The following is a 26,534-nucleotide window of genomic DNA, read 5'->3' as shown; positions in this document are numbered from 1 at the left end:
AAATTCATGTTGTCGTTTTTACCCGGCCCATTTAGGGGGCTTCTAGGAATGCTACTTTATATCGCCAACACGGTATTTTGGGTCATTCCGATTTTCGTATTCGCTGTTCTTAAATGGATCATTCCAATTACCTTTTGGCGTCAATGGATGAGCACCGCTGCCGATGTCATGGCATCGAATTGGATCATGGTGAATTCATGGAACCAATCCCTGTTTTTAAAGATCGATTTAACCTTTGAATCAGAAGCTGAAATGAACATCAGCCGTCGCTACTTAGTGATTTCAAATCACCAGAGCTGGGTTGATATCTTACTGTTGCAACGCGTTTTTCATCGCAAAATTCCGTTTCTTAAGTTCTTTCTCAAAAAAGAGCTCATTTATGTTCCTATTCTGGGGTTAGCCTGGTGGGCACTCGACTTCCCATTCATGCAGCGCTATTCAAAAAGCTTCATCAAGAAAAACCCGCACCTTGCCGGTAAAGATATTGAAACCACTCGTGCTGCCTGCCAAAAGTTCCGCACGCTACCGGTGAGCATCATGAATTTTGTTGAAGGCACTCGCATTACCGACGAAAAGCACACACGTCAAAAGTCTCCCTATGCCAACCTACTCAAGCCCAAGGCTGGCGGTATCGGCTTTGTGTTGTCGAGCATGGGTGACCAGTTAGATGCGGTATTAGACGTCACCATTGCTTATGACGGCACTGCTCCGACTTTTTGGGAGTTTATTTGCGGTAAACTACGCCGCGTTACAATCCATGTTCGCACGATTCCCTTGGATCAGAGCATGCTCGGCAATTACACTGAAAACAAAGAATTTAGAGTCACTTTTCAGCGCAAGATCAATTCGATTTGGGCAGAAAAAGACCAACGACTGAGTGATTTGAAAAACAAATCTTAAGATAAACATGCTGTATCGATTCCCTACATTTATAAAGGCCCCTATTGTCGTCGTGAGCCTCGCGCTTAACTTGGCGTTTACGGGGTCGATGATCACCGTCATGGGAATCTTAAAATTGCTGCCTATCGGCCCTTGGCAGCGCATGTGCACGTCTGTCAGTCATGTCTTTTATACACTCTTCATCTACCTCAACTGGGGCATTATTCGCTTAACCAACAACCCCGATTTGCAGATACGCTACTCCAAGCCTGTGTCGTCCAAAAGCTGGAATTTGGTGATCAGTAACCACCAAAGTTGGCTCGACATTATGGTGTTGATGCAAGTGCTCGGACGCGATCTTCCACCGCCTAAGTTCTTTCTAAAAAAAGAGCTGATTTGGGTGCCGTTTATTGGCATTGCATCTTGGGCGCTAGATATGCCATTTATTAGCCGCTATTCGCATTCTTTTTTGAAAAAGAACCCGCACTTAAAAGGCAAAGACATCGAAAACACGCGCCGCAGTTGCGCTAAATTTCGGAAAATTCCAACCACCATTGTTAACTTTGTGGAAGGCACGCGTTTAACCACACAAAAACACCATTCGCAGCGGTCGCCTTATCGGCACTTGCTGAAGCCTAAGGCTGGCGGCATTGCCTTCACCTTAGCTGCCATGGGCGATCAATTCGAGAACCTGCTCGATGTGACGATTCAATATCCAGAAATTGACCGTGATCAGCCCGCTTTTGCGCGCTTGTTGCAGGGCAAGCTCAGCGCCGTGAATGTGCATGTACAAGCCAATCCGATCGACTCAAATCTGATTGGAAACTACTTCGAAGACAAACAATTTAGAGTGGCATTCCAACAACAACTTAATGAACGTTGGCAGCAAAAAGATCAACGATTAGACGAGATGACGCAACCTTCAGCCAAACAAATTTAGACGCGCTCCAGCTGCTCTAAGTACACTTCCGCTTGTTCGAGCTGATGTTCATTAAACACTTTAAAGCCGGCTTCGCTGAGCAAAGCAGCCGTCACACCTTGGCCTTCAATTAAACGCCCCGCAAAGTTGCCATCATAAACCTGTTGATTACCGCACGATGGGCTATTGGCTTTTAATACCGCAAATGCAACGTTCGATTGAATGGCCTGCGCCAATGACAAGGTCGCACCGCGATGAAACTGAGACGTCACATCGGCGCCTTCTGTCGTCATAATACGTCCGTCAGGCTGACGCTCTGCAGCTGCTCGCGGTGTTGCAAGGCCACCGACGACTTCCGGGCAAATCGGTAATAGGCGTTGTTGTGCTTGCCATTTTAACCAGATGGGATTCGAGAGTGCTTTGCCTGAGCCGTCATAACGCACTGGACGCCCAACTAAACAAGCACTGACTAGGATTTGATACATGGGGAATCAAAAAAGGCCCCGCAGGGCCTTTTCAGTATTACTTGAGAGTCACAAGGTAATTCACAAGTTTGACGTAATCAGCAACGAAGTCATCTGAATCAGACAAGCCACCGGCCAGCACTTTGTATTTACCATTCACAATCACAGATGGCGTACCGCTCACACCGTATTTTTTAGTTTTTTGCGCCATTTGCGCCACTAACGAATTCACAGGGAAGCTGTTGTAAGCGCCATTGAAGTCTTCTTTTTTCACGCCAATCGCAGTGAAAATATCACGCACGTCGTCCATGGTCGCAACCATTTTGCGCTGAACGAAGTTACGCTGATACACTTGCTCACTGAATGGCTTCACCACTTTCAGTACTTGCGCAGCAGCAAAAGCACGCGTCATCATTTGACCCAGCTGCGGATTACGCGGTGGCAAGAATTCAACATGGCCACGCTTAAGCTCTACCCCTTGCAAGCCGTCTTCCAACGCCTCAACGATAGGCTCAAATTTCCAACAATGTGGGCAATAGTAACTGAAGAATTCCATCACCTCAGGTTGAGTCGTTGCTTGGCTAGAAATCACTTCGTAGTGAGTTCCTTCTTTATAATCTGCAGCGAATGCAGCCATTGGCAAAGCTACGATAGCCAGCAATGTCACAAGTAATTTTCTCATGGCACGTCCTGTTATTAAGTCATCATATTAAAAAAGATTGCTGTGAGACTACCACAAGCTTGGTATTGGTCAACGCAATATCGTTGTCACTGTGATGATTATGTAAATCTCTACAAGCCTTGATGCATAAAGGCTAAGGTCAAAAAACTAAATTACCATGAAACATCTGGTAACAAACTCAATGGCCGCTCATCAAGCGCTGCTATTTGTTCTTTCATCGCTAAAATTTGCTCTTCCCAATAACGCATGGTGTTGAACCAAGTAAATGAGCGAGGAAATGCGGGGTCCACCCAACGTTGAGTGAGCCACCCCATATAATGAATCATGCGCAAGCCACGCATGGGCTCAATGAGAGACAATTGCTTATGGTCAAACGAGCGAAACACTTCGTAGCCTTCAACCAGAGCATCAAGCTGAGTGAGTTGTTGATCGCGCTCGCCACTCAAAAACATCCAAATGTCTTGAATCGCAGGGCCATTGCGGCTGTCATCTAAATCAACAAAGTTCACTTCTTGATCGCGAATCAGAATATTGCCCAAGTGAGCATCACCATGAAGTCGCAATTGCGGTAAATCGCACATTCCCTGCATGCGTTCCGCTACGGCACTCGCTAAGGCATCCAATGTCGTGTGAAAAGCTTGATCGATATGAGACGGGATTTCTGCTTGTGAACGAATGATCTCGAGTCCGTTGTTCAACATTGACATGTCGATGGCTGGTCGGTGCTCAAACAAAGAACGCGCGCCCACTTCATGCAAACGACCCAGCTGTTGTCCAATGCGTTCAAGGCCGTCATAGTCGTCGCCGTCAAAAGTACGCCCCCCCACCGACGGATATACAGTGAACCAAAAGTCTTGCCATTGCAGCAGTGACTCGCCGTTAAACTTAAGCGGTGCAACAACCGGTACATCGGCATCGGCCAAGTCATGGGCAAAGGCATGCTCTTCTCGGATTTGTTCCAGCGACCAACGTGCGGGGCGATAAAACTTCACCACATAACGACGCTGATCTTCTGCGAGCAGTTGATACACTCGGTTTTCATAGCTATTCAGAGCTAACAAACCTGACTCGGCGCGAATGCCCACAGATTCAAGCGCATCTAAAATGGTATCGGGGCTAAGCCCCGAAAAATCAAAACTTGCCAATTTATCGGCCTTTAATAAAGCGGCTTTCTTGGCGCACTTGTCGGTTTTCGGAGTCGGTCAGAATAAACTCAATATCGGTGATCGGTTGCTCTAATAGATACGGGTCAACTGCCAATGATATTGGCAAGTTAAAGATTTCACCATTCGCAACGACCACGGTTTGATCGCCGGTCCAGCGAACTTCTTCTAAACCTTCTACACTGAGCTGATAGGTTTGCTCTTGCTGCGATTTATTCAATAATTTCAGGGTGTATACGTTTTCGATTAAGCCTTCGTTGGTGGTTCTAGACAGCATATTCCGATCGCGAATCACGTCCAGTCCAAGCGGAGAGCGTGTCACTGCTGTCATAATAAAGACGCCAATCATAGCCACCAACACAAAACCATAACCAATGAGCTTAGGGCGCGTAATTTTAGTATTGCCTCCTTCCAACTGGCGCTCGGTGGTATAGCTGATCAAGCCTTTGTCATAGCCCATACGCTCCATGGTGGTGTCGCAGGCATCTACGCACGCACCGCAGTTAATGCACTCATATTGCAGTCCGTTACGGATATCAATGCCCGTTGGGCAAACCTGCACACACAAGTAGCAATCAATACAATCCCCCAGCCCCAAAGCAGCAGGATCGGCTTTACGAGAGCGCGGCCCGCGTGATTCACCTCGTTTTACATCATAGCTCACGGTAAAGGTATCGCGGTCAAACATCACAGACTGAAAGCGAGCATACGGGCACATATGCAAACACACAGTTTCACGCAACCACCCCGCATTGCCATAGGTTGCTGCCGTGAAGAAAATCACCCAAAAGTAGGCCCCCCCCCCCATGTCACCGGTAAAGAAGCCAATAAACGACTCGACGCTGCCACTAAAATAGGCCACAAAGGTAAGCGCGGTGAACAATGAAAATGCTACCCAGCAGGTATGCTTGAGCGTTTTGCGCCAGAACTTATTCAAGTCCCACGGCAACTGATCAAGCCGCATTCGCTTATTGCGCGGGCCTTCAATCTTTTCTTCAAACCAAATAAAAATGAAAGTCCAAACCGTTTGAGGGCAGGTATATCCGCACCAAACTCGTCCTAGAAAGGTGGTAAAGAAAAACAATGCGAAGGCTGCAATCATGAACACAAAAGCCAACAGCATGAAGTCTTGCGGCCAGATGGTAAGACCAAAAATATGAAACTGGCGTTCAGCAATTTCAAACAACACCGCCTGACGCCCTTCAAATTGAATCCAAGGCAGCGCCATAAATGCCACCATCATGACCCAGTTCATGCGTTTTCGCAGGACTTGGTAAACGCCTTCAACCGCCCGAACATAAATTCGGCTCCGTGGCGCTTTGCTATCATATTTATCCGACTTGGGTTTTTCGATTCGAGTTTTTGGGCCTGTTTTGACCTCTTTTACTGGAATTTTTTGATTTTCGTCTGGCTCAGACATCATGCCTTCCTGATTCTGTGCGAATGCTGCTAGTTATTGACTCAGCAACACCACATAATGAAAACTTGGTTATTATAAGCGCTTTTCGCGCTTTCCCCTATTTAACAAATGTAATTAAAACCATGAAAAAAGTGTTCTTTTGTTTACTGGCTGTTGCAGCTGTCATGATGGCGTTCAAAAATGAGTCGTTCAAGCAGTGGGTGGGCACAAAACCGACCGAAATGGTCGATAAGATCATGGCAAAGGTAAATGGCGTCAAAGACTATAATCAAGATGATTTTCTTAAACGAATAGACAACGAGCGCCTGAATTTTTCTCAACGCGAGCAACGTTACATTAGGAATATCAGCAATAGTTCAGCCGATTTACTACTGTTTTATAATCGCTACTGCACCGAGAGTGAACCCAGCCACTTGGTGCTCAACGATTACCACGTGACCGTGGTTTGTCGAATTACTCATAGCATACTGCTGGATCACTGATGACAAGGTCAGGGAATGAATCAACACAAAATTGAAGAGATCACCGATTTACTGCGCCAACATTGGCTAAAGCATCAAGATTTGCAGCTCACGGAGCTGTTGCAGCAATTAGCCACTCAATCAGGTAGCGACCTACCACTTCACCAAGTCACCGATGATACCTTGTTTTATCAGCTAAAAATGGGAGGCAGCGAACAACACGAGATGCTCCCTGGCATTGCAAAAGACTGTGAAGATGACTTTAAAACGGCACTACTCAAAGCTCGGGGAATTATTGACTAAAGTAAATTTTTATTACGAATTGCTGGTAAATCCATACTAAAAATTGTATACAGTATTCCGACAGTTCAGGTCGCTACTGTTATTGTGCCTATTTTGAACATTTCAGAATAAGCCACTACAGTTAAAACCAACGATAAAAAACCTAGAGCATGCTCCTTGAGGGAATGCCATTAAAAGGTTTATTGAAAAAGTCATTTGCCTCAAGGCGAAGACATTTTTCTTCTGTATCACTGTTCGAAACTGCCAGCAGAGGCATTGAAATGCCCGAATCGGATTTCGAAACAACAAAGTGCGTAAGCTTTAACTCGGGAATAGTTGTCACTCACAGCTTTTCCCGAATTATTTCAACGCCGTGATACAGAACTTAGTTCAATCATCAGAAATATTGGCAAAAGGCCAAATGGAAGATTGGGCAACTACTACAAACTACCGACAGCGCCAGTTCCATGGCGCTTGTTTTTTCATCCTGTGTTACCTATCGACCTCTCTCATCGTACCAAAGGGGTCAGAGTCATTTGGTTTGGACGCAAAATTCTACAGGGTCGAAAACGTCGAGAGACACCACCCTCGATGCTTCTAGCTAGACCGCCAAAATCGACCACACACCCAAAAAACGGAATAAGCATCTGCAGATTTCGCCTCCTCAGCAGTGCTATTCCGCTCAATAGAAGCCGCTAAGCCAACATCATCATGAGCGAGTGTTAGGTGGCATTACCACTAGCATTATTGTGCGCAATAATACTGCCTTGATGAGTAGAGTATTTAAAACGGCTCTGACCCCTTTTATTTCTAATTCCAACTCAGCTCAGCGTGACTAAGTTGGAATAACAGTTGTCAGCTTGATCAGCAAAAACGCAAAGCTCTAACTCAAAGTCGTCCGTCAAACTATCATCAAGCTCAACCCCAAGAGCAAAAAAATTCCCGTCAGTGTGTGTTTTGACGTTCTGTTCAATGTCTTGGTAAACGCCGAATGAAAAGGATTTTTTAGCTCTAACGATACCCAACACTGAATCACTAACAATGCCTGTTAAATGAGTTAAAGGCGACATCAGCTGGTCTTGGCTGTAATGAAAAAAGTGAACTGAACTAGAATGCCGCACCACCTGCTTCAGATCGTCATATCCCAAAGCAATAAGACCATTTTCAGCTAATACCGAATCAATACACGACAATATCCTGTCTCCGCGTTGCTGCTTAACCAATTCAACGATAACCAGTTTTTGATGCTCTTCAGCTAACTCATTTATCAAACTTAGATAAGCACTTAAGCGAGTAGGCTCTGCTGGCAATCTTGTTTGATCGTTGAGCATTAACATCACCCCCTCGCCTTGCTGAAAAGCGTCCCCCAGCAGCGCTTTAAATGACTGGCGCGTAGCGCAACTTTGCAAACTCGGAATGCCGTCTACAAAACAACATCCTGCCGTCATTTTCGCCTTATTTTTTGCCATTTGTTATTCCAAATATAGAAATCATCGTTCATATTGCTTGATGACAACTCAAACCATTAGTCGGCTTATCCAACCTTCAGAGACACGCACTAAACCCTACTTTTATCAGCCAAACTTAGCTTGCCTACTCAGGGTTTAGCGCATTAATCGTTGGCGCAGTTAGCTTGCTAATTGCTGTCATCCGTCAGACCTTCAGTCAAGTTGTTCACTTCTTTGACTTCTTCTCTTACCTGTAGAGGATGGCTATGCAAAATTGATCGAACCTTTCGATAAACTCCCCATTCGTGCTCAGTGAGATTGCGCTCTTGCAATTTGTGGCGGATTGCACGCCTAGCACCATCTTCTCCAACCATGTCGACTAAACGGTCATAATCTCGGTTGTCTCTGAGTTCCGATCCGGTTCCCTTTAAGTCTTTAAACCCTTTATTCAAATAACTATTCATAACGTACCTCGCTGTTCTATTTATCGTGTTTTTGTCGCTAATGATATTAATCAGATACAACCAATATTTACGTGTAAAATGAGGGGGAGATGACGGTAAAACGGGAGTGAGAGTGAGAGTGAAAAAACTATTTAAATTCAAATTATTAGATAGTTACCACCAAAGCTTAGAAGGAATAGCAGTGAACTGTATGGGCAAGTCTCTATTTGGTCATCGCCTCGCCTTACCAAGCGAGAAGAAAAGCCTCAATGGACGGCTTAAAGCCCAAAGCGAAATGGAAAAAATGCTCGTTGAGTTTTTAGCAAATCGAGGACCCGACCGTACAGCAATCCGAGCGCTACTGGCATACCATGCCAAGATACTTCGCCACTTGCATTCAATCGACTTGTACCCAACCTGCGACACTTGTGGCCTTTCTTCCATCTACTATCAACACATCGCCTTGCCGCTATTGTTAATCCGCTTAACTCGCCGCGCCAACAAGCACACACAAGGCGTGCTTTTTCATTTGCATCATATGCTTCAGCAACTGCCAGAAAAATACCCTGCCAATATCCAAAGCTACATGAGGCAGCAGTTAAACCGCTGGCAGCTCAATAACGGACTCACACCCAAACCTATTTCTTGGATCAGAGAAATTCGGTCAAGCAGCTACCCCAGCTGGAATACGTATAAGTTGAGCTTTTCTGAATGGCAGGAAAAACAGCCAATATCTGAGGCCCAGTCGGAAGCGGCATATGATCAAGTAAAGTCGCTATACATGGCGGGACTATTGTTCAGTACAGTGAAAAAAATACTGGATAAATTTAAACCGTTCAGCTTCTATACCGAACGTATGTTGGCCTTGGAAAGCAACTCATTTTCCTTAAGTGCTTACGGCCAAATGATGGCCAAAGCTGCGCAACACCAAGAGCCAGCCGCATTTTTATCGGAGCATAAAAAACAAACCGGCAGCACAGACGCAACCAAAAAGCTAATCACTTACCGCAACTGCTTGTTTATGCCCTATGTGTTGCAGGAACAATTTAAATCCGACCTCACAAGCGATAAGAAACTACTCCGCCTGAGAAAATTATTGATGAAGTCGGGCGTTGAAGGGAACCATTTAATAACCAATTACTTCAATCAACTAGATGGGCTTGGGTATGTGTTACGTGCTCTCTTATCAAGCGTAATGGCGTTTGAACAGTTAGTCGACTGGGTAACACCTGAGATGTTTGAACAGTCAGTTCACTTGGTCAAAGATGAAATCCGAAAGGGTCAACCCGTGCCGAGTACAGAGCGGGAAATCATCCGTGCGCTTACCCAAGTTCTTAGCGAGCTCGCAAACCAACAACACCCTGGAGCGTCCTGCAATACACTCGCTATATTCCTTTATTGCTTCAGATACAGTGACGAGTCAGTGCAACCAAACGCCAATGCAGCAATGGAGCGCTTATTCTGGGATACTCACAGCAAACCTTACACCGAGCAGGCTTGCGAATACATGCTCATTGCCGCTTACAATAACTTCATTACACGATTTGCTGCTCCAGATGCGGTGAACAGCTTACTTTGCAATCCTCTTGGTCGCTTAGAGCAATCGTTGGCAGTCTATTTTCAATCACGCCACTTAGGACTAAAGCAGGCGACCAATGCCGCGTTTAGAAAAGACAGGCCAATCGTTCGACTGGGCAGCAAGTATCCTTACCAAGCTCTTCAAGATGTAGCCCACGATGTGGCGCGTTTAGCGTTGTCCTCCAACTTATCGAGCCGACTCCCGAACATTCAAGCATTTGTTGACCTAAGCGAAGACGAAAAAAAACAGATGTTCGCTGTGTTAGACAAAGCGCAGTATGAAAAGGACAACGAATGATTCTCCCGTTGTTAATAATCTTTTTCATAACTTGAAATGATCGTCGTATGAGCAACCGACGCGTCAAAATACCGAATTTTGACGCTCAGATAGGCTGGATCAGAGAAGAAGTTTTCAGCTGCACTATGACTTGGAAAGTGAATAGTAAAAACTCGATTAATCGGCACATCAACTTCTGATAGCAGCACGTCTGAAACGATAAAATCGAAACCAAATCCACCACCATATCGATTCAAAATCGGCTTCATTGCGGCGCGATAATCAGCGTAAATTTCATCGTCTGAAACATCTAATCCAACCAAAAATTCATACATATCATAACTCCCCCGCCTAAAGCGGCACCGGCCATTAAAGACGCTCTTCATATAGATAGCTGTCAATAAGATAGACTTCAATGGAACGGAGCCACAGCTATTTAGGGCAAAGAAATTTTGCCGTTGCTAAAGCGAGACGCTTTTGCTCCAAGGTAATCTGAGCCTCTAAGGTATAGATCCCCTTCCTTTTCGAGATCAGTTCAGCTTCCAATAACACTCGCTTGTCTAACTCCACAGGCTCTAAAAATCTCACCTTCAGTTCCGCAGTCAAAGCCTCTACCCCTTGGGAAAAAAGGCAGTGGGTCATCGCAGCATCCAGCAACGTACTGATAATGCCGCCATGAAGGCGGTTGCTATAGCCTTGAAACAAAGCTCTGGTGTAGAAGGTGGCCTGGACTTTTCGTGGCGCAATTGGGATAAAACGAAGTCCCAAACCGATAGGGTTATCAGTACTACACGCAAAACAATTCGGATGTATATCGCTAGGGCACACTTCTTGGCTACTCGCGTGCTGGATCTGAAGCACAAATAACTCCTTAAATAGGATGACGGAAAAGCCCAGTCCATATGAAAACCTTAAGCAGCTCTTGTTTGGCCGAAGCGCCATCGATGGCAATATGGCACTGGCTGTTGCTCGGCTTTGGTGGCTGAAGGCTCTTGAATTTGGTAAATATGGTCATCACAGGCGCTTGAGCAGCCACGCAAGCGCTGTGTTTTGCTATTAGAAACATTGTCTCGGCGTTTTAAAAAATGAACTCTAATACCGAGTATTCCGGTAAAAAAAGTAGCAGGTTCAGGCTAAAAAACGCCAAGGGGAGCCATTGTTCAACTAGTGACAACATCCACCGCGGCCCGCTTGTTTGGTTGAGTGACAAGTATGTTGCGGGGTAGAGTGACTTCCACAGCAAGAGCCCGAACGGTGCGCTTGCTCTTTGAGTCCGTCTTGTCCGCAACACTTGCGCCCTTGCGCTTTTTTCTTGTCATGATTAACAGACGGCGAACCGTGCTCTGCCGCTGTAAGTGGTATCAGCTCTGTATCTGGGATGACCGCAAGATTCTGAGCTGCATGGCGACCACGACGCACCTGAAAAACAGAATAGGAATTATTCAGTAGGCGCTCTAACATTTTTTGACCAATATGACGCACAACAAACCGTTCAGCATTGTGCCGCTTGAAAAGCTCAAGCATGGCCGTCTTGCCTGAGCAACTTGTATTTAAAGCCGGATTTGGTTCTCGGTGAAGTTCGTTACCTTGATCGTCGAAAAACACAAGGGACAGCGCTTTGGTAAAGTGGTTAGCAATTTCATGGTAGTTCATTGGAATGGCGGTAATCATTACCTGCTCCTTTGTTAGTAACATTGCCCAGCTAACGCTTTCCCTTGCTATGACAACAGAGAGCACAACTTAGCTATGCATGATTAAGGCCTTACCGTGAGTAAGGCAATCAGCCACTTTAAAACGCGCCCTTTTTAAGACATTTGCAAGAGTCTGACGTGAAACGCCCATCTCAACCGCAGCTTCTTGTTGCTGCTTCCCTTCTAAATCAACCAAGCGAAGGGCCTCAAACTCATCTGCGGCTAGCTCCACCTGCTCAAGATTCACCATAGGAATACCATTGGGCTTGAAACAAGGATCAGCGGGGCGGCCGCAAATGTTTCTCGGAATTTTGGGTCTAGGCATAAAAGCTCCTAAGTGGCATATGCTATTTATAATCAATATTTATGGCATATGCAATAAATTAATAGCTGAAAGGGGTCAGAGTCATTTAAACCAAAGGGGTGGGCAATGAGTCATTCACTTTGGTTTAAATATGCGGATCGGCCTGCAAGAACCTCCCCAACGTCGGATCATAAATCCGACCGCCCAAATACCAAAGTACTCTGACCCCTTTGACCCCGTGACCCCTTTGGTTCCGTGAATGGTAATGAGCGGAGTGATTAGTTGGCTGAAATCAGCTTGAACTCCTGGTTGCTGTTACCAGAGCAACCCCATTGATGGACGTTGGCACGATCATCCTGGCTGAAGTTGGCTACATCGACACACTTGTCACTGTTCTTATTGCGAATGTTGTAGTAGCCCGCGCCCTGATCAACAAACTTAAATAGTTGGTTGTCATCACCAGAGAAGCCCCATTGAAGGATATTGGCTTTATTATCGAGAGAGCCAAAATCAACATCCATGGCTTTGCCGCTTAATACGTTGATTAGTTTATAGTAACCGCCAGAAACATGGGTAATGGTCCATTTCTTTTGGTTGCCGTTCTGGCCTCCCCATTGCTGAATGTTGCCGCCGTTTTGGGTTGAGAAACCGGCCACTTCAATATATTTACCGCTGTGCGCAGCTTGCAGATAGTAAGTACCGTTGCTTACATCGCCTGAACCACCATTATCGCCACCGTTGTCATCGCCATCAGACGTGATCTGGAAGTAGTTATTGTTGGTCAGGTTATTACCTTCAAACAGAGACGAGTTTGAACGGTCACTATTGGTCAGATAACGGTTAGCAAAGCCTTCAATCTTAGCGTTATGCAGCTTGACGCCTTTCACTTTCCAGGCTGAGTCAGACTGCAACAGACTTGGCTCTTGCTGCTTACCGTGAATGGTCAGGTTATTAATCACGACCTTATGAACACCGGGGTTGTATGACTGGTTGTTCCATGAAGGGGATTCATGACGACGTGAGCTTGGCTTAAGGTTAAAGATAGCGATTGGGTCGCCCCATACTTCCATGCCGTTCACTGTAATGCTGGTGCACTCCTGGGTATCACCTAGCTGAGACATGACCAAGCCATTGTTATTGGCTCTGGCGGTCCACTCTGGGTAGATCACCTTAGTGTCATTCAGCACAATGCCACCTGTATTGTATTTTCCTACCCAGCCAGCGGTGATCACACCACCGTTATAGCTAGGCCAGATGACGTTGTTTTCAGCAGTCATGGCATAGGCGTAGAAAGCGTCATCCACAGGGCGAATAAAGTTGTTTTTCACCATCGAGCCATCCCCTGGACGCATGCCATCGTTATTGCCGTGCCAGCCCCAGATTTTCACCCGATCAATGACACCGTTTTCACCAATCACAATACCGTGCCACATCAGGTCGCCCACGATAATACCGCGGATCTTCACATTTTTAGCACCCTCGAGAGAGATTGCTTCGGTCATTGCGCCACTATGAACATAATCAGGATCGTTTGGACGCCAGAAAGGACCAGAGTTGGGATTGTTGACATTATTTCTATGCTCACCCATGTAAAGTAGACCGCGACCATAAATTTCGACATTAGGGGCATGGTTGAACCCTTTTTCATTATTGTTGTTTACACCAGAGATTGAGCCTGCCACAACTGCGCCTGGAGCTAACCAGACCTTAGCACCAGCACGAATTTGAATGCCCTGTAGACCAAAGCGACCCACTACATCGTGGTAGCCGTTGCGGAAGACCAGAATGTCAGCGTTGCGCATCTGATTTTGAGTGGTGGAGTTGGAGTAAACCACCTTGCCAGAGCCAGAGGGTTCATTGAGGTCACTGTTAATGGGGTCTGCAAAAATCATCAGCATATGTTTGATGACTTCATGGCCATTATTTGATTTTTTGTTGGCATCCAGCTGGAAATTTACTGCCACATATTTAGGTGAGTTTAGTTTGAACTGAACCGTTGTATTACTGATCTTGGTTTTGCTGCCATCGGCATTCATCAGCTCAACGTTGGCGGCATTGTTTGTGACGTTGCCGCTCATATTCTTTTTAATCACCTGAATGGTGACAGCACCTGCTGCTGGGTTAAAAGAGAAAGGAGCAAAGTTAAAGGTACGATCTTTAAACAGGTTATTTTCAGATGAGGCTATCAGCTCATTCTGAGAGTTGGTCATTAGGGTTTTTACGGTTTGGAAAGAGCTGTTACCCTGTTTCACTTTTACCGTGTAGTAGTTGGACACTTTCAGGTTGCCCTGGGCCGCAGGCCAGGAGGGAATATTAACGGCCCAGGCTGTTATCGAAAACAGCAGAGCCAGGGTTGCGATGATTATTCTCATTCTATTTTTCCTTTGTGTTATTGAAGCTACTCAATAGATGTGAAACGTCAGCAATGAGATCCGTCGCAATGGGTTTGAATGGTCGCGTCCTGCTAACGTTCGAGCTCCGCGTTTCATCAAACACAAAAGGATAATCAGTGCGGTTGAACCCACATCTGTTGGGCTGGCAACCTGTTTATGCACGAAGTACAAATAAGCTTCCTACGGGTTTTGCCAATTTTTTTTCAAGGAGATACTTGGGAAATTTTTTTTCTGAGGCTGTATGAAAATGTGACAGAAGCATGACAAACCAGCTCATTTTTTGAGCTTTCTTATTTATTTTGACTCCTTTTTGATGTTATGGGACGCAGAGGCCGCTTTGCTGCGGCCCTCGATTTAATCTTCTTCAAAACCAAAGAAAAAACCAAAGGGGTCAGAGTCATTTGGTTTGGACGCATAATTCGACAGGGCCGAAAACGTCGAGATACACCGCCCTCGAAGCTTCTAGCCAGACCGCCAAAATCGTATTATGCAATCGGCAACCACTGGGTTTGAAATAAATCGAGTAGGGTGATTATACGTGATTGAATAGTGAGGCAGGGAGGTAAGGGTACATAATGATAACAACGGTTCAACACGCCTGCGAGGCGTAACCAGCAACAGCTAGCTGTTTCGATAGGGCGTTAAATAATTTTATGCCACTCTAGTTCTTCCTATCGGTCAAAAGCTAATTCGTCATCTGGAACAATTAACCCCATCGTGAATGGTTACACGATGAGGTTGGTTAACGCGTAAGGCTCGCGTACTTAAAGTTGTCTTATTGGCTGAATCAACTTCCCTTCATTGCATAGGCAATCTATGTTCATTCAAAACCCAAACTTACCATTGTCATTTTTCCATTCATTGCGGGGTGGAATCGTTTCAATGGCGTCCCAGTGCTCGACAATTTTGCCATTATCTACTCGGAATAGATCATAAAAAGCGACTTCTTCATTCATAAAGATCCCTTCGCTTATCGCCAAAACGAAATTACCTTCACCTAGAATTTTATGATTTTTCCTGTAATTCATCGGCATACCGGCTTTGGCAAGCTCTTCCAATGCCTTACCTAAACCATTTAACCCATCGGCAACCATCGTATTATGCTGAATGTAAGCACTCTCGTCGTTATCGATGAACTGATTTATTTTGGCCATATCACCATTGATAAGAATAGTGTCCAGAAAGTCAGCCACTAGCTCCTTATTTTGTTGGGTCTTATCCAGATCCGTCAGTTCAGTAGCACCGTCAAGTTGAGTGCGACCACTTGGATTTGGCGTTGATGCCAGCGGTGCAAGATTATCCCAGTGCTCAACAATCAGGCCTTCTTCAAACCTGAATACATCAAAACCTACTTTTGGGCCAAAGAAGTTATATTCGGTGTGCAAAAAAACGTAATCACTATCTTGGAAGGCACGTTTCACATTCGCCTTCGCACTGCCTTTTGGCAGAGCTTGCATTACCTCTCCAAAACCTGCTAAGCCATCACCAACTGCCAAATTATGTTGAGTATATTGAGTTGGGTTTATGTAGCTGATTGCTTTTGGATCCCCAGTCTCAATGCTTGAGATCACAGCTACAGCTTTCTCTTTATTGCTTAGAGTAGGCTCAGTTGGGTTGGCAGAAGCTTGCTCGCCAGCCGTTGAACACGCCGTTAGGCTAAGAATTCCCGCGAAAATAGCTGTACGAGCTAATAGTTTAGAAAGTGAAACAGTCATGATTGTTGTTCTCCGTGTTTGTTAAATCAAGGATAGGAGGACAAGGCGTAAAGCGCATTGTGAATCTAGGCCGAAAAATGGTGAATATCGAACCCTTTTCGTATCAAAGGGAAGGTTGCTTGTTAATTTGAGTAAATTGGCTTGGAGTATAATTGGTTAACTTTTTAAAATATTTGATAAAATTACTCGCATCCTCAAAGCCTAAATCATAGGCCAACTGCTTTGATGTAATATTGTTTATCACTAGTTGGCGTTTTATTTCGATAATGGTATAGGAATCAATTAACTGTTTTGCCGTCAAACCTGTGGCTAACTTACTGACGTGATTAAGTGTTTTATAAGTGGTATTGATTTGCGCAGCATACCAGTTGGCATCGCGAATTTTATGAAAGTTTTGCTGTATTAGCTCAAAAAAACGGCTAAACCGGAAGCTATGCTCTTGAGACAGCTTGTGTTGTTTTAGTTCAGGACGTAAGCGATGAAGCGACAGCGCAAAAGCTGAAAACAAGTACATCACAATCAATGGGTCGTTTTGTGTATGGGCTATCTCCGTGATCATCAAATCAAGCAGTGTTTGGGTGTTACTATGCTCACTGCTATTGAGCTGTAAAAGCGGCGAATACAGTATATTTAGATGAGTTGGAGTGTAGTTAGGTAGGCGCATATTTGCGTGAATTTGGTCGAGAAATGCCTGAGTAAACAAGAGCACTTTTCCTTGGGGCTCGCGGCTAAAATCAAAATTATGTACTTGGTCACGCTGAAGAAATATCACTGAACCGGTTTGAAAAGGGTAGTGCTTAAAGTCCACCATATGGCAACCGCTGCCCTGTTCGATGTATATAATGGCGAAGAATCTAACTCGGTGAGGTTGCTCTGGACTGTGTCCAATATTTTTTCGCGCATAAAGTTCTGCCAAGTCCAAAATTTGCAGCTCAGCTTGATTTGATTGTTTATGGCCAAAACCGATATTGGGAATGGGCATTATTAATATCTGTGTTTGAAAAAGACGTTCACTGTAACATTAATAGCTGAAAAAATTTTTAGCTCAGGTTCGACATTTACTATTTTAAATAAAAGGGGTCAGCGCCGTTTTATCTCGAGCAGATTGAGTCAACACTAGGAACTCATGTATCGCCGAAGCCCAAAGGCGGTGACCGACGATCAAAAGACGACATCAAAAGACTATAGAAAGACCAAAGTACTCTGACCCCACAGGCTCCTTTAAAGAACAAATTTTCCGACTTCAGCATCCAACTCCACAACCACCTGATTCATTTCTTCGACGAGTCCTTGTGACTCTTTTGACACCAAATAAATACTATCGGAAGAATCCTTTATATTAATCGTAAAGCGTTGCACTTCATTTGTTACTGTACTCTGCTCTTCAACGGCGGTTGCTACTTGCAAATTCATATCAGTTATAGTCCTTATCTGCCCTGACACCGTTTCTAATATGGATTTAGTGGTAAAAAACTGTTCCTTTGTTCTTTGCGATTCTTCTAAACCTGTCGTCATAGCCTCAACAGCTTCAGTTGAGGTGCTTTGAAGGGTCTCTATCATCAACTGAATTTCATCCGTAGATTCCCTCGTACGCTGCGCTAACGTTCTCACTTCATCAGCCACTACAGCAAAACCGCGCCCCTGCTCTCCCGCTCTTGCGGCTTCTATCGCAGCGTTAAGTGCGAGTAGATTCGTTTGCTCTGATATTCCTCTTATAACCTCAAGAATGCCACCGATTTCAGTGCTCTTTTGCTCCATATTGCGAATAACTTCTGATGTATTTGATAATTGATCATTAAACGCCGTCAACCGATTAGCCAGACTGTCTACGTTTTTCATTCCATCATGGGCTTGAGTTACAGAAACTTGGGCGGCTTCAGCCGTTGTAGAGGCATTATTTGCAATTTCTTTGATGGTAGAGCTCATTTCATCCACCGCAGTTGCGATTTGGTCAGCGTCCATGGTTTGGCTTTGAATTGACTTGCCAGTATTATTGGTTTGCCGCTCCAAATTATTGGAAATATCCGTTAGCCTTGTTGATATTTCCACTATCTGGCTCATAATTAAGTAAATTTTTTCTAGGAAAAGGTTGAAGCTATTTGCAAGTTCACCTAATTCATCTTGACTCGTGACTTCTAGACGCTTGGTTAAATCACCTTCCCCTTTTGCAAGGGTATCCGCCGCGGCTTTCAGCGTATTAATTGGCAACAAAATACTTCGTGCCGTCACAATAGAAATAATAATGATAATAACAGATATAATAACAATAATAATTGACAGCGTTTCTGCGGAAGATTTTATGGTCGTGACAATGTTATCCGACTCAATAGCAAGCTCTGATTTAAACTCAGTCTCAACCGCATCGAAATTCTTGACTATGTTATCTGAAAGATTCTGTATATCTAAGGAGTACTCATGAATCTTCAGAGTGTTACCTTTTATTTTAAGCAATGATTTCTTACCTTCCCTTGGCCCAGCCTCTGCCGGAGTACCTCTTTCCAAGGCGATATTTTTTTCTGCGTTACTTATACCCTCATCGATAAAACCGTGCAATTTACCCAATAACTCTGGCTTATATTTAAACTCACCTATCAAATACTTCAAATTAAACATCTGACGCATAAATCCAGACATACCAATAAGAGACTTGACTTCTTTACCTGATAGGCTTATTTCATTTCTTAACAGATTATTGATCGTGGTCTGCATGTTTGAGAATGCCAAGTCGTACCGTTCATCAATCTGACGAAAGTTATCTTTTTCTAAATTTAAAATAGAATTTTTTATGTTTTCATGCTGAATAATATCGGCCTTAACACTTTGAATTATCGACTGCATCTCCGTGTAACCGTCAATCTCAGGAGCTATACTGTCGAGTTGAGAAATAGCATTTGAGAGTGAATCTTGCCCTGTGAGATATAACTTAACTTGTGTTGAGGCTTTTTCTATACCTAAGAGGTGTTTTTCAACTTCTCTCTGAGAATCGCTTGCTTTTTCTATTACTCTATTATTATTCAGATACAAATAAATAACAGCTACCAGAAGGAACGACATGAGTACCACGGGTGAGTATATTCGACTTTTTATAGATAAATTATTCAAAACTCTTAACATACATCGATTATCCAGAGAAAAACTTTTAAATATATTTACTACATTTCGTAAGAACTGAAGCTGACATACTCCTCTAACTTCAGAAGGACTAACAGCCTTAAAGTATTTAATACCCCAAACAACTAATTGTGAAATTAAAAAAGATTAATCGGCTAAGAGCAATGCTCGCTCTGATTTTTAAAACACTAAAAGTTGAAAATATTAAACATGAGTAGACAGTTGCCCCAATTCAATCTCGAGAAAAAAGTGTTGATCTAATAACGTAGACTAAAACATAGTTCTGATAGCTATTTTAGTCCAGAGCAATTCGCGTTAAATAGAGAAGAGTAAAGTTCTTACATCTGAAAAATGATCAGACACACATGATTTGACGATCCAATCTAGCTGTGATCATATACTCGCTTTTTGCGAGTTATCTATGGTTACCGGCGCTTTCGAACAACACTTTGGCTCAATTTAAGTTCCTCGATGCAACATCCACTCACTTTCAGCACCCGGTCCGATCTTTCTTGGCACTAGATCCAATCGAAATTAGCCGGCCATTCCGATAAAACCAGCATGCGCAACCGTAATCCAGTCAGAGTCGAAGAACGGGCAATTTGTGGCCTGGCGATTTCAGCAGTTGCGGAACAGTCATTCAGCAAAACCGACCCCACCTTCACAAAAAAGCGGAATATGCACTTGCAAATTCCGCTCTCTTAGCAAGGCTGCTCTGCTCAACAGAAAGCGCGCAGCCAGATCCGTTGAAATACCATTCCGCTAATTTAGACTCAAAGTTTCCGAAATCAAAGTGCTCTGACCCCTTTGGTTCAAATTATCATTTTATATAAAAGTTCTACAGCTCAACGGGTTACCACCTTTGTCAAAACCCCAAGCGATTATGATATTTGTATGCGGGTCAACATCGTAATATATAAGGCATTTCCCCACTTCATCTTTAGCGCTGTAATTCGATAAAATTTCCTGAATACTGAAATGGTATCTTACAACGCCATTATCTAACACCGTAATATTGGTAAGTCCTTCACCATCAATTAAATAGTCGGCCCTGATCAGATTTCCTGCATTAGAAGATCTAGTCAGTTCTTGAATTTCAATACTCTCACCGATATTCATGTTCAGATACCTAATAAAGTCTTCATGGCCGACAGTACATCCCCCAATAAACATAATTAGAGCTGTAGAGACGAGAATATTTGTAATTCCTTTCATAATTTAACCTCTATCGTCTATCAGCTCATGGGAGTACATAAATGAATATGGCTTTGCCGCAGCGGCCAAAGTTACTGCATAAGATGGAAGCATTGTAGCAAACAATGATACTTGGTCTTCTGCGGTAAACCCAAACGGCCTAAAATCTTCCTTAATCCAATCATGTAATCCATCATGAAACTCAGCAAATGCATCCATAAAGGGACCTTTTGCGAGGTCTTGCATAACACCCGCTTGATCAGATGCTCCCCAGTAGTGATTAGCTAGTTTTAATTTCTGTTGTTTGCCTACATCTGGACGACCTTCTTGCCATAAGTGGGGCTTGCCGGTTCTGTTGTATTTGGAACTCAAATTTTTATAGATCTCACTAGCCCCAATAGTAAGCGCTTGTGCCATTGCTGCGATTCTTGCTCCTTTGCTACAAGACCCACCTGACGCTTTTCCAGCTCCACACCCGCCAATAGCAGCTGCTCCAACTCGCCGTGCTGCATCTCCCCAACCAGTAACAGCTCCGTGGTTTACATACCCCCCGACCGCACCAGCTATTGAGCCAGTAAAAGCCCCACGAAGTGCGCCTGTTAACTTACCAGTCTGTAGCGCTCCAGCAACAAATCCACCGGCAGCTCCCGCTATAGCTCCTGCTGTCATTGCACCTGTAACAGTCAACGATGTGCCGTATACAGCTATTCCATGCATCGAGACAGTTCCTATTTGAACTGTGCTGGCAAGCCCCCATCCAGCAGCCCAGCCTGAAGCTGCTCCGTAAGTAACAACTGAAACAGCGATAGCAGCCGCTGCCTTCCAGTACTTCTTAACAAACTTCTTAAGCTTCTTGAAGAAAAAACCTGATGGGTCTGTAAAACTCAACGGATTATTCAACACATACGAATAACGATTGTAATTTTGACTGTCTAAAGGAGATTGAATATGCGGATCAGCCTGTAAAAATCTGCCAATGGTTGGATCGTAGATCCGACCATTCATATGAATGATACCTAAATCATTCATCATCTTATGGCCAGTAAACCCTTGGCTTTCTGCTGGGCTGCTGTAATTAGCGAGTGTTGAATTGTCTGCAAATGCGCTTTGCTTACCCCAAACATCGTAGCGGAAATGCTGCACGATATTGCCAAGTGCATCGGTAATACTGGCGGTGGAGCCTAAATGGTCTTTGTGCATGTAGAGAGTATCGTGGTCACCGTTACTACGGTCAGTCACCACCACATTACCTACCATATATTTGTGCTCTGTGACTCCGGAACTAAGCTTTTTACGCTCGTATAAACCCTTCACATATAACGTGTCTACGCGCTTGATACCGTCTATCAATATCTGATGATACAGCTCTCGATTAGCGCCATACTCAAACTGCCCGGAAACCGTCATTTATCACATTGCCTAGCTCGACCAAGAACAAACAGCAACAACGTGACCCTGAGATGCACCAAACGAAGAAAGGCAATCAATGGCACTTCGGGATGAATGCCCATATTGGCGTGGATGCCAAAAGCGGTTTCACCCATCATTTTTAAACGACCGCTGCTCACGAACACGATTTGAATCAGGTGGATAATCTACTGCATGGGGAAGAGGAGTTTGTCTCTGGCGATTCTGGTTATCGAGGCGCGGTGAAGCGTTCAGAGCTTGCACATCGCAAGGTGGATTAGCTCATCGCCGAACAGGCAGGCAAAGTGAAAACGCTTAAGAAACATCTGCGCAAGAACAAAGTGTCCATTCGTATGGAATACCTCAAAGCCCGCATTCGGGCCAAAGTGGAGCACCCATTCCGGATCATCAAATGCCAATTTGGCTTTGTGAAGACAAGATACAAAGGGCTGAAAAAAACGACAACCAACTGGCTATGTTATCCGCACTGGCCAACCTAGCTCGCGTCGACCACATGCTCCGTTCATAAAAAATGGAATGGAGCCTTAAAAGGCCCAAATATCAGGCCAAACAGCCTTTTTTAGAGCCGGATATTTGTAAAATTCGACTTCGTCGGATTTGTTTAAGCAAAACTAGCGACTTGATCGCTGATTCCCTAAGCATTTAAGATCGTCCTTCCTGATCCCGTTCATCTCGGCCTGCTGTACAACCGAAAGTTTTCGTCCCTTAGAACTGGAAATTCATTTCAATTCTAAAGTCGGTCCCTTCAATGGTTTCGCCCCAATTCCAAAACGCGCGTACGTTTTTTGTGGATGTGAGTTGATAGCTCACGGCAGCTTCGTGATTGATACCGAAAGCATTCTTGTAGTCATCATCACCGCCTAGCTGAGAGGTGTACATTGGGTTGTAATTCACCCAAATTCTCTCAGAAATGTCTAACTTGCCGTACATCCCGACTAGCGCGAATGACGCAGGCACTGAATAGCCTTGATTGTCTGTCACGGAGATCCCAACCCCTGCAAGTGGGTAGAGTTGAACTCGCCCCATCTTGGGCAGTGCTTGAATCATAGAATACGATGCGGAGCCCATGTCGTTATCGAAATTCCAATCTAAATCGACTTGCGACCCTCGTCCGGTTGTCATATCAACATGAAAGTGACGATATCGCATTGAGTCAATCGAACCATCTGCATGTTCGTCGGTTCCCACACGGCCCGCAAAACCTTTGAGTTCTAAAACATGCTGAGCCATCGAATCACTGTGGCCGGTATCGTACGCTTGGCCTAACTTGAGGTTTAGACCTTTTTGCGTCCAACCAATACCTGTTTGTGTATATACCGCGAGTGGATCGCTCATGTCTTGTATGTCATCGGCCCACACATTGACCGATACGGCCGCAAACGCTAAAAAACTGATCTTCTGGTTCATCATAATTCTCCAAAAAATAGCGCCTTATATATGCGTTAGCATTGATAAGGCGCCTCAGGTTGATTAACGAAGGTGTAGATAAAAGGGTGAGAATGTATCCACCAAATCAACCAAGCGTTGCAGCGTTCGTAAATCTCCTTTTATGGCTTTTGCACTGGAGTCGACCACATCGATGTCTTTGACCAAGAACAAATGAACCAGATCGGTTTTAGACATCTCAACCGTTAAATCCGCCTGCGCTGAGCTAAAGCCACTGTCAATCGCCATGGTGCGATTTGAGACATTCACCAAGTACCGACTGCCATCAACCGACATGTTGATCGTGATGCTTTCATTCGATTTCAACTGCTCTGCAATCAAACGGGTTGGAATCAATGACATGACGTCGTTGGTTGGTGCATCTACAAATTTGCTGGCATCTCCAAAGAAATTCATCGTGTCGAGTACGCCGTCTAACTCACCGCGAAGCTCCGCAGCGCCAGTCAGAGCCCAATGACGCCACCCTGGGGTTGATTGCTCCCAGCCCCAACGCTCAAGTGCAACAGATTTTTGTTCGCGGGCATCCATATCGGAATGATCAACACGAATAACATGCGTCAGAATTTGCATCGCTTCGCCATATTTCTCTTGCTCAATGAGCGATTTGGCGGTCATTTTAATGCTGTCTGCACCGCCCATCATGTCAACATATAGCTTTGCCATGTCTTTGTGGGAGGGCTTAGCAAATTCACTCGCATCTCCATTAAACCAACCCACATTACCCGCATAAATATTGGCAACATTTTGATATTCTGAACCACGTAATGGGCGCAAGTAGTCATGATCTTTTAGCTCTTCAGGCAAACGCACACGATCACTGAGCTCATGCATGGTGTAGCCTTTATTGATCAAGCGAACGGTTTGGTCTTGCATGTATCGAAGCGAGTCAGCGTAGGCTTTCATGACATCTTCAACACGTTCGGTACCGACCGCCGAGCGACCGTGATGTAACGACAAGCTCACCGGGTGATAGCGACGCATGCGGTCGATAGAATCGGCCCACTCTAGGCCATCCCGATATTCCGCTCCACGAATGGTGTACAGGTTGGGAATGGTTTCACCTTGAATCGTGTCTCCGCCCACCATATCGCCTGTTTCATGAATATATAAACCAATGCCATCGGGCGCTTCACCGGGGGTATGAAAAAACTCCAATGTGAGACCATCAATTTTTACGATAAGGAGGTCATCCACCAAGATATTTGGCGCAAAGAAAGATTTATTCTTCGATTGCATCACAATATCTGCCGGGTATCCCACACCTTGATTTACGCCTTTGTCATACTCATTGTCGTGCTGAATAAACGCACCAAATGCATAGGCCGTACGAATCGACTGCTGGTTGAGGTAAACACCCGATTCTTCGTTCATTTTGCGCTGAAAATCGGCATGCGCGATCACATTGATCTTGCCAGCTTCAAAATCTTCTCTGCTCGCTAGCCCTTCCGTACCGGCCCATTGATCAGGGTGGTGATGGGTGTAGTAAATGGTATGAACCTCGCGAGTATCACCCGTTGCTTCGCGGTAGGCCTGTAACATGGCTGCTGCGGTTTCAGCGGTAGAGCCAGCATCTGCAATGATAAGACCTTCGTCTCCCTGAATAAATGTGATGGATGCGCCTTCAAACCCAAACGCGTTATACATACGCTCCGAAAGCTTGAAAATAACTGGGTTGGTCATGGCCTCTTCCATTGCGGCAAGTTCAGGATGAATTTTGCCTTCAGCAATCGCTTTTTCCATGTTCTCTTTACTGTACTTCGGAGTAAAAAGAGGCTCACCACGCCAGATAATCTCAGGGAATGAGCCTGCTAATTTATCCGACGCATTTGCAGCCAAAGGTATATAGCTTTGCTGCTCTGCTGAGTACGATGGATTGACGAACTCAACGCCATTTTTAGTCGCGTCATAATTTCCAGAGCTCACCACATTGTATTCAGACATATCAAATGAATGGTTGTGGTCGCCGTGTGTTAAACGCTCGGAAGCTGTGTGCGCATGAACACCAAACGACACCATTATTGATAACGCAATCAATGACTTTTTCATAAACCTACCCTCTAGCCGATATACGGAGATTCAGTCTGCATGTACTGAATATGAATACTGAGATACAAGGCCCTATTGAGTGACCCCGACTCAGTGTTGATAGAGCTATGGTAGGGAAATTAAGCACGCCGAACTATTGGCCAGAAACTATACATTTCATAGCTATAAGCTATGAAATGTGTTTTTATAAGGGGTTTATGGTTAATTATTAGATTATGAATAGCCTTTAATTATGATTTATAGACTGAGATAGGGTGGTTCAAATAGTACAGCACGCAGGTGTTGATGTGCTTAAAGGTCGATAAGTACCTGTTTAATTCGCTCACGAACCTCAATATGCTGCTGACTATTGGCATGACGGCGATGATAGATGAGTTTCATCTCGTAATCGCGAAGCTCAAACGGTGGCGGTAAGACCTTGAGTCCCAATTCGTCAGCCAGCGCAAACATAGACTCACACACAATACAGATTGCATTCGAGTGACGCGCATTGAGTAATAAATTTGATTGCCCGGACACTTCTCTAACAATATTGCGAACAAAACTCTCATCGGTTCGGGTTTCAAGCGCCCCTACATTTTTGTCTTTCAGCCTGAGCATAATATGCTCGGCATTCACAAACTGTTCGAGTGACAGCTCATCGCCAATATCTGGATGATCCTTGCGGCAGGCAAAGGCTAGTTTTTGTTTGCCAATCACTTCGGATACAAATGAATAGTCCGTAACGGCAATATCATCAACGATAATATCCACTTCACCTGTGCGCAGTTTGTCGAGCGAACTGTATTCGATAGCGGGTGTTTCAATGAAGTACACGTTGTCTATATTGGGCAATACTTGCATCACCAATTCAGGACAGCACACTTTGATTTGCGGCGTATTGTTGAGTGCAGCATCGAGCCTTTCAACGATTTCACGACACTGTAGTGCAAAGTAATGACATTCATCGGTTGGCGTGATCACACGCCCTGCACGGTGAAACAAAGATTTGCCCAATTGGGTTTCAAAGTTTTTAAGGCCTGCACTGAGCGAAGGCTGAGTGATGTTTAAATGTTCAGCCGCTTTGGTAATACTTTGATAATCGTAAATAGCCAAAAAACTTTTGATGAAGTTGAGATTCATAGTCAACATACACAACAAAGAACGTGAACAATGAGCATACCACTATTCGAGCCTAACGCTGAAAGCTA

24 protein-coding genes and 1 pseudogene are annotated in these 26,534 nt (G+C 44.6%); 6 read left to right on the top strand and 19 right to left on the bottom strand.

Translation table 11 applies throughout. The features are described 5' to 3' along the window. Positions 1 to 6: 6 nt before the first annotated feature. Positions 7 to 900: a 1-acylglycerol-3-phosphate O-acyltransferase, YihG family gene (gene yihG, locus NAF29_RS00705; RefSeq protein WP_251259511.1), complete on the top strand. Its 894-nt coding sequence runs from the start codon at positions 7 to 9 to the stop codon at positions 898 to 900. A 7-nt stretch (positions 901 to 907) separates the two neighbouring features. Further along, positions 908 to 1,819, top strand: coding sequence for a 1-acylglycerol-3-phosphate O-acyltransferase, YihG family (gene yihG / locus NAF29_RS00700; protein WP_251259510.1), 912 nt, complete (start codon positions 908 to 910; stop codon positions 1,817 to 1,819). Here yihG (NAF29_RS00700) and NAF29_RS00695 read toward each other — a convergent pair. The 4 genes from NAF29_RS00695 to ccoG all read right to left on the bottom strand — a co-directional run bounded on the left by NAF29_RS00695 (position 1,816) and on the right by ccoG (position 5,527). Further along, positions 1,816 to 2,283, bottom strand: coding sequence for a 2-thiouracil desulfurase family protein (locus NAF29_RS00695; RefSeq protein ID WP_251259509.1), 468 nt, complete (start codon positions 2,281 to 2,283; stop codon positions 1,816 to 1,818). The genes yihG (NAF29_RS00700) and NAF29_RS00695 overlap by 4 nt on opposite strands. A 37-nt stretch (positions 2,284 to 2,320) precedes the next feature. Further along, on the bottom strand, positions 2,321 to 2,944 hold the full coding sequence (locus NAF29_RS00690; RefSeq protein ID WP_251259508.1) for a thiol:disulfide interchange protein DsbA/DsbL: 624 nt from the start codon (positions 2,942 to 2,944) through the stop codon (positions 2,321 to 2,323). A gap of 152 nt (positions 2,945 to 3,096) precedes the next feature. Then, the gene (locus NAF29_RS00685; RefSeq protein WP_251259507.1) at positions 3,097 to 4,089 is read right to left on the bottom strand and encodes a serine/threonine protein kinase; all 993 of its coding nucleotides are present in this window, start codon (positions 4,087 to 4,089) and stop codon (positions 3,097 to 3,099) included. Position 4,090: 1 nt separating this feature from the next. After that, complete coding sequence (gene ccoG, locus NAF29_RS00680) at positions 4,091 to 5,527, bottom strand: cytochrome c oxidase accessory protein CcoG (RefSeq protein ID WP_251259506.1); 1,437 nt, start codon at positions 5,525 to 5,527, stop codon at positions 4,091 to 4,093. Positions 5,528 to 5,649: 122 nt separating this feature from the next. Between ccoG and NAF29_RS00675 the strand changes: the two genes are divergently transcribed. Both NAF29_RS00675 and NAF29_RS00670 read left to right on the top strand, forming a co-directional pair. Next, on the top strand, positions 5,650 to 6,009 hold the full coding sequence (locus tag NAF29_RS00675; protein WP_251259505.1) for a hypothetical protein: 360 nt from the start codon (positions 5,650 to 5,652) through the stop codon (positions 6,007 to 6,009). A gap of 15 nt (positions 6,010 to 6,024) precedes the next feature. Further along, positions 6,025 to 6,291 carry a DUF1040 family protein gene (locus NAF29_RS00670; protein ID WP_251259504.1) on the top strand — a complete coding sequence of 89 codons (267 nt, stop codon included), beginning with the start codon at positions 6,025 to 6,027 and terminating at the stop codon, positions 6,289 to 6,291. An 800-nt stretch (positions 6,292 to 7,091) separates the two neighbouring features. On the opposite strand, the gene NAF29_RS00665 is transcribed toward NAF29_RS00670, so the two are convergent. Further along, positions 7,092 to 7,739 (bottom strand): hypothetical protein, encoded by a 648-nt coding sequence (locus tag NAF29_RS00665; RefSeq protein ID WP_251259503.1) that lies wholly within the window; start codon positions 7,737 to 7,739, stop codon positions 7,092 to 7,094. A gap of 167 nt (positions 7,740 to 7,906) precedes the next feature. Further along, positions 7,907 to 8,182 carry a hypothetical protein gene (locus NAF29_RS00660; RefSeq protein ID WP_251259501.1) on the bottom strand — a complete coding sequence of 92 codons (276 nt, stop codon included), beginning with the start codon at positions 8,180 to 8,182 and terminating at the stop codon, positions 7,907 to 7,909. Between the two features lie 118 nt (positions 8,183 to 8,300). Between NAF29_RS00660 and NAF29_RS00655 the strand changes: the two genes are divergently transcribed. Then, complete coding sequence (locus NAF29_RS00655) at positions 8,301 to 10,037, top strand: hypothetical protein (protein WP_251259499.1); 1,737 nt, start codon at positions 8,301 to 8,303, stop codon at positions 10,035 to 10,037. A gap of 11 nt (positions 10,038 to 10,048) precedes the next feature. Here the strand turns inward: NAF29_RS00655 and NAF29_RS00650 are convergent, their stop codons facing one another. The 10 genes from NAF29_RS00650 to NAF29_RS00605 form a co-directional block, all read right to left on the bottom strand. Continuing rightward, a complete protein-coding gene (locus tag NAF29_RS00650) occupies positions 10,049 to 10,351 on the bottom strand; it encodes a DUF1330 domain-containing protein (protein WP_251259497.1) in 303 nt (100 codons plus the stop codon). A 97-nt stretch (positions 10,352 to 10,448) separates the two neighbouring features. Continuing rightward, entirely contained in the window at positions 10,449 to 10,877 is a 429-nt protein-coding gene (locus NAF29_RS00645; protein WP_251259496.1) for a PaaI family thioesterase, read from the bottom strand. Between the two features lie 303 nt (positions 10,878 to 11,180). Beyond that, complete coding sequence (locus tag NAF29_RS00640) at positions 11,181 to 11,687, bottom strand: NifB/NifX family molybdenum-iron cluster-binding protein (RefSeq protein WP_251259495.1); 507 nt, start codon at positions 11,685 to 11,687, stop codon at positions 11,181 to 11,183. Positions 11,688 to 11,756: 69 nt separating this feature from the next. Continuing rightward, a complete protein-coding gene (locus NAF29_RS00635; RefSeq protein ID WP_251259494.1) occupies positions 11,757 to 12,032 on the bottom strand; it encodes a DUF134 domain-containing protein in 276 nt (91 codons plus the stop codon). A 257-nt stretch (positions 12,033 to 12,289) separates the two neighbouring features. Further along, positions 12,290 to 14,383, bottom strand: a complete 2,094-nt coding sequence (locus tag NAF29_RS00630) for an RICIN domain-containing protein (protein ID WP_251259493.1) — start codon at positions 14,381 to 14,383, stop codon at positions 12,290 to 12,292. Positions 14,384 to 15,228: 845 nt separating this feature from the next. Continuing rightward, positions 15,229 to 16,119, bottom strand: a complete 891-nt coding sequence (locus tag NAF29_RS00625) for a nuclear transport factor 2 family protein (protein WP_251259492.1) — start codon at positions 16,117 to 16,119, stop codon at positions 15,229 to 15,231. Positions 16,120 to 16,222: 103 nt separating this feature from the next. Further along, positions 16,223 to 17,101 carry an AraC family transcriptional regulator gene (locus NAF29_RS00620; protein ID WP_251259491.1) on the bottom strand — a complete coding sequence of 293 codons (879 nt, stop codon included), beginning with the start codon at positions 17,099 to 17,101 and terminating at the stop codon, positions 16,223 to 16,225. 239 nt (positions 17,102 to 17,340) lie between these two features. Further along, on the bottom strand, positions 17,341 to 19,173 hold the full coding sequence (locus NAF29_RS00615) for a methyl-accepting chemotaxis protein (protein ID WP_251259490.1): 1,833 nt from the start codon (positions 19,171 to 19,173) through the stop codon (positions 17,341 to 17,343). Between the two features lie 882 nt (positions 19,174 to 20,055). After that, positions 20,056 to 20,445: a hypothetical protein gene (locus tag NAF29_RS00610; protein WP_251259489.1), complete on the bottom strand. Its 390-nt coding sequence runs from the start codon at positions 20,443 to 20,445 to the stop codon at positions 20,056 to 20,058. Between the two features lie 3 nt (positions 20,446 to 20,448). Continuing rightward, a complete protein-coding gene (locus NAF29_RS00605) occupies positions 20,449 to 21,831 on the bottom strand; it encodes an RHS repeat domain-containing protein (protein ID WP_251259488.1) in 1,383 nt (460 codons plus the stop codon). Between NAF29_RS00605 and NAF29_RS00600 the strand changes: the two are divergent. Beyond that, positions 21,828 to 22,360, top strand: a pseudogene (locus NAF29_RS00600) (IS5 family transposase); the annotation flags it as partial. The gene NAF29_RS00605 and the pseudogene NAF29_RS00600 overlap by 4 nt on opposite strands. Positions 22,361 to 22,557: 197 nt before the next feature. Here the strand turns inward: NAF29_RS00600 and NAF29_RS00595 are convergent. The 3 genes from NAF29_RS00595 to NAF29_RS00585 all read right to left on the bottom strand — a co-directional run bounded on the left by NAF29_RS00595 (position 22,558) and on the right by NAF29_RS00585 (position 26,466). Next, positions 22,558 to 23,262 carry a hypothetical protein gene (locus NAF29_RS00595; protein ID WP_251259487.1) on the bottom strand — a complete coding sequence of 235 codons (705 nt, stop codon included), beginning with the start codon at positions 23,260 to 23,262 and terminating at the stop codon, positions 22,558 to 22,560. Positions 23,263 to 23,322: 60 nt separating this feature from the next. Further along, on the bottom strand, positions 23,323 to 25,344 hold the full coding sequence (locus NAF29_RS00590; protein WP_251259486.1) for an alkyl sulfatase dimerization domain-containing protein: 2,022 nt from the start codon (positions 25,342 to 25,344) through the stop codon (positions 23,323 to 23,325). Positions 25,345 to 25,635: 291 nt separating this feature from the next. After that, the gene (locus NAF29_RS00585; RefSeq protein ID WP_251259485.1) at positions 25,636 to 26,466 is read right to left on the bottom strand and encodes a LysR family transcriptional regulator; all 831 of its coding nucleotides are present in this window, start codon (positions 26,464 to 26,466) and stop codon (positions 25,636 to 25,638) included. Positions 26,467 to 26,534 lie beyond the last annotated feature (68 nt).

The organism is Echinimonas agarilytica (genome assembly GCF_023703465.1).
Classification (GTDB): Bacteria; Pseudomonadota; Gammaproteobacteria; order Enterobacterales; family Neiellaceae; genus Echinimonas; species Echinimonas agarilytica.
Note: the sequence above shows the minus strand (reverse complement) of the source record. Positions and strands in the feature narration are given on the sequence as shown.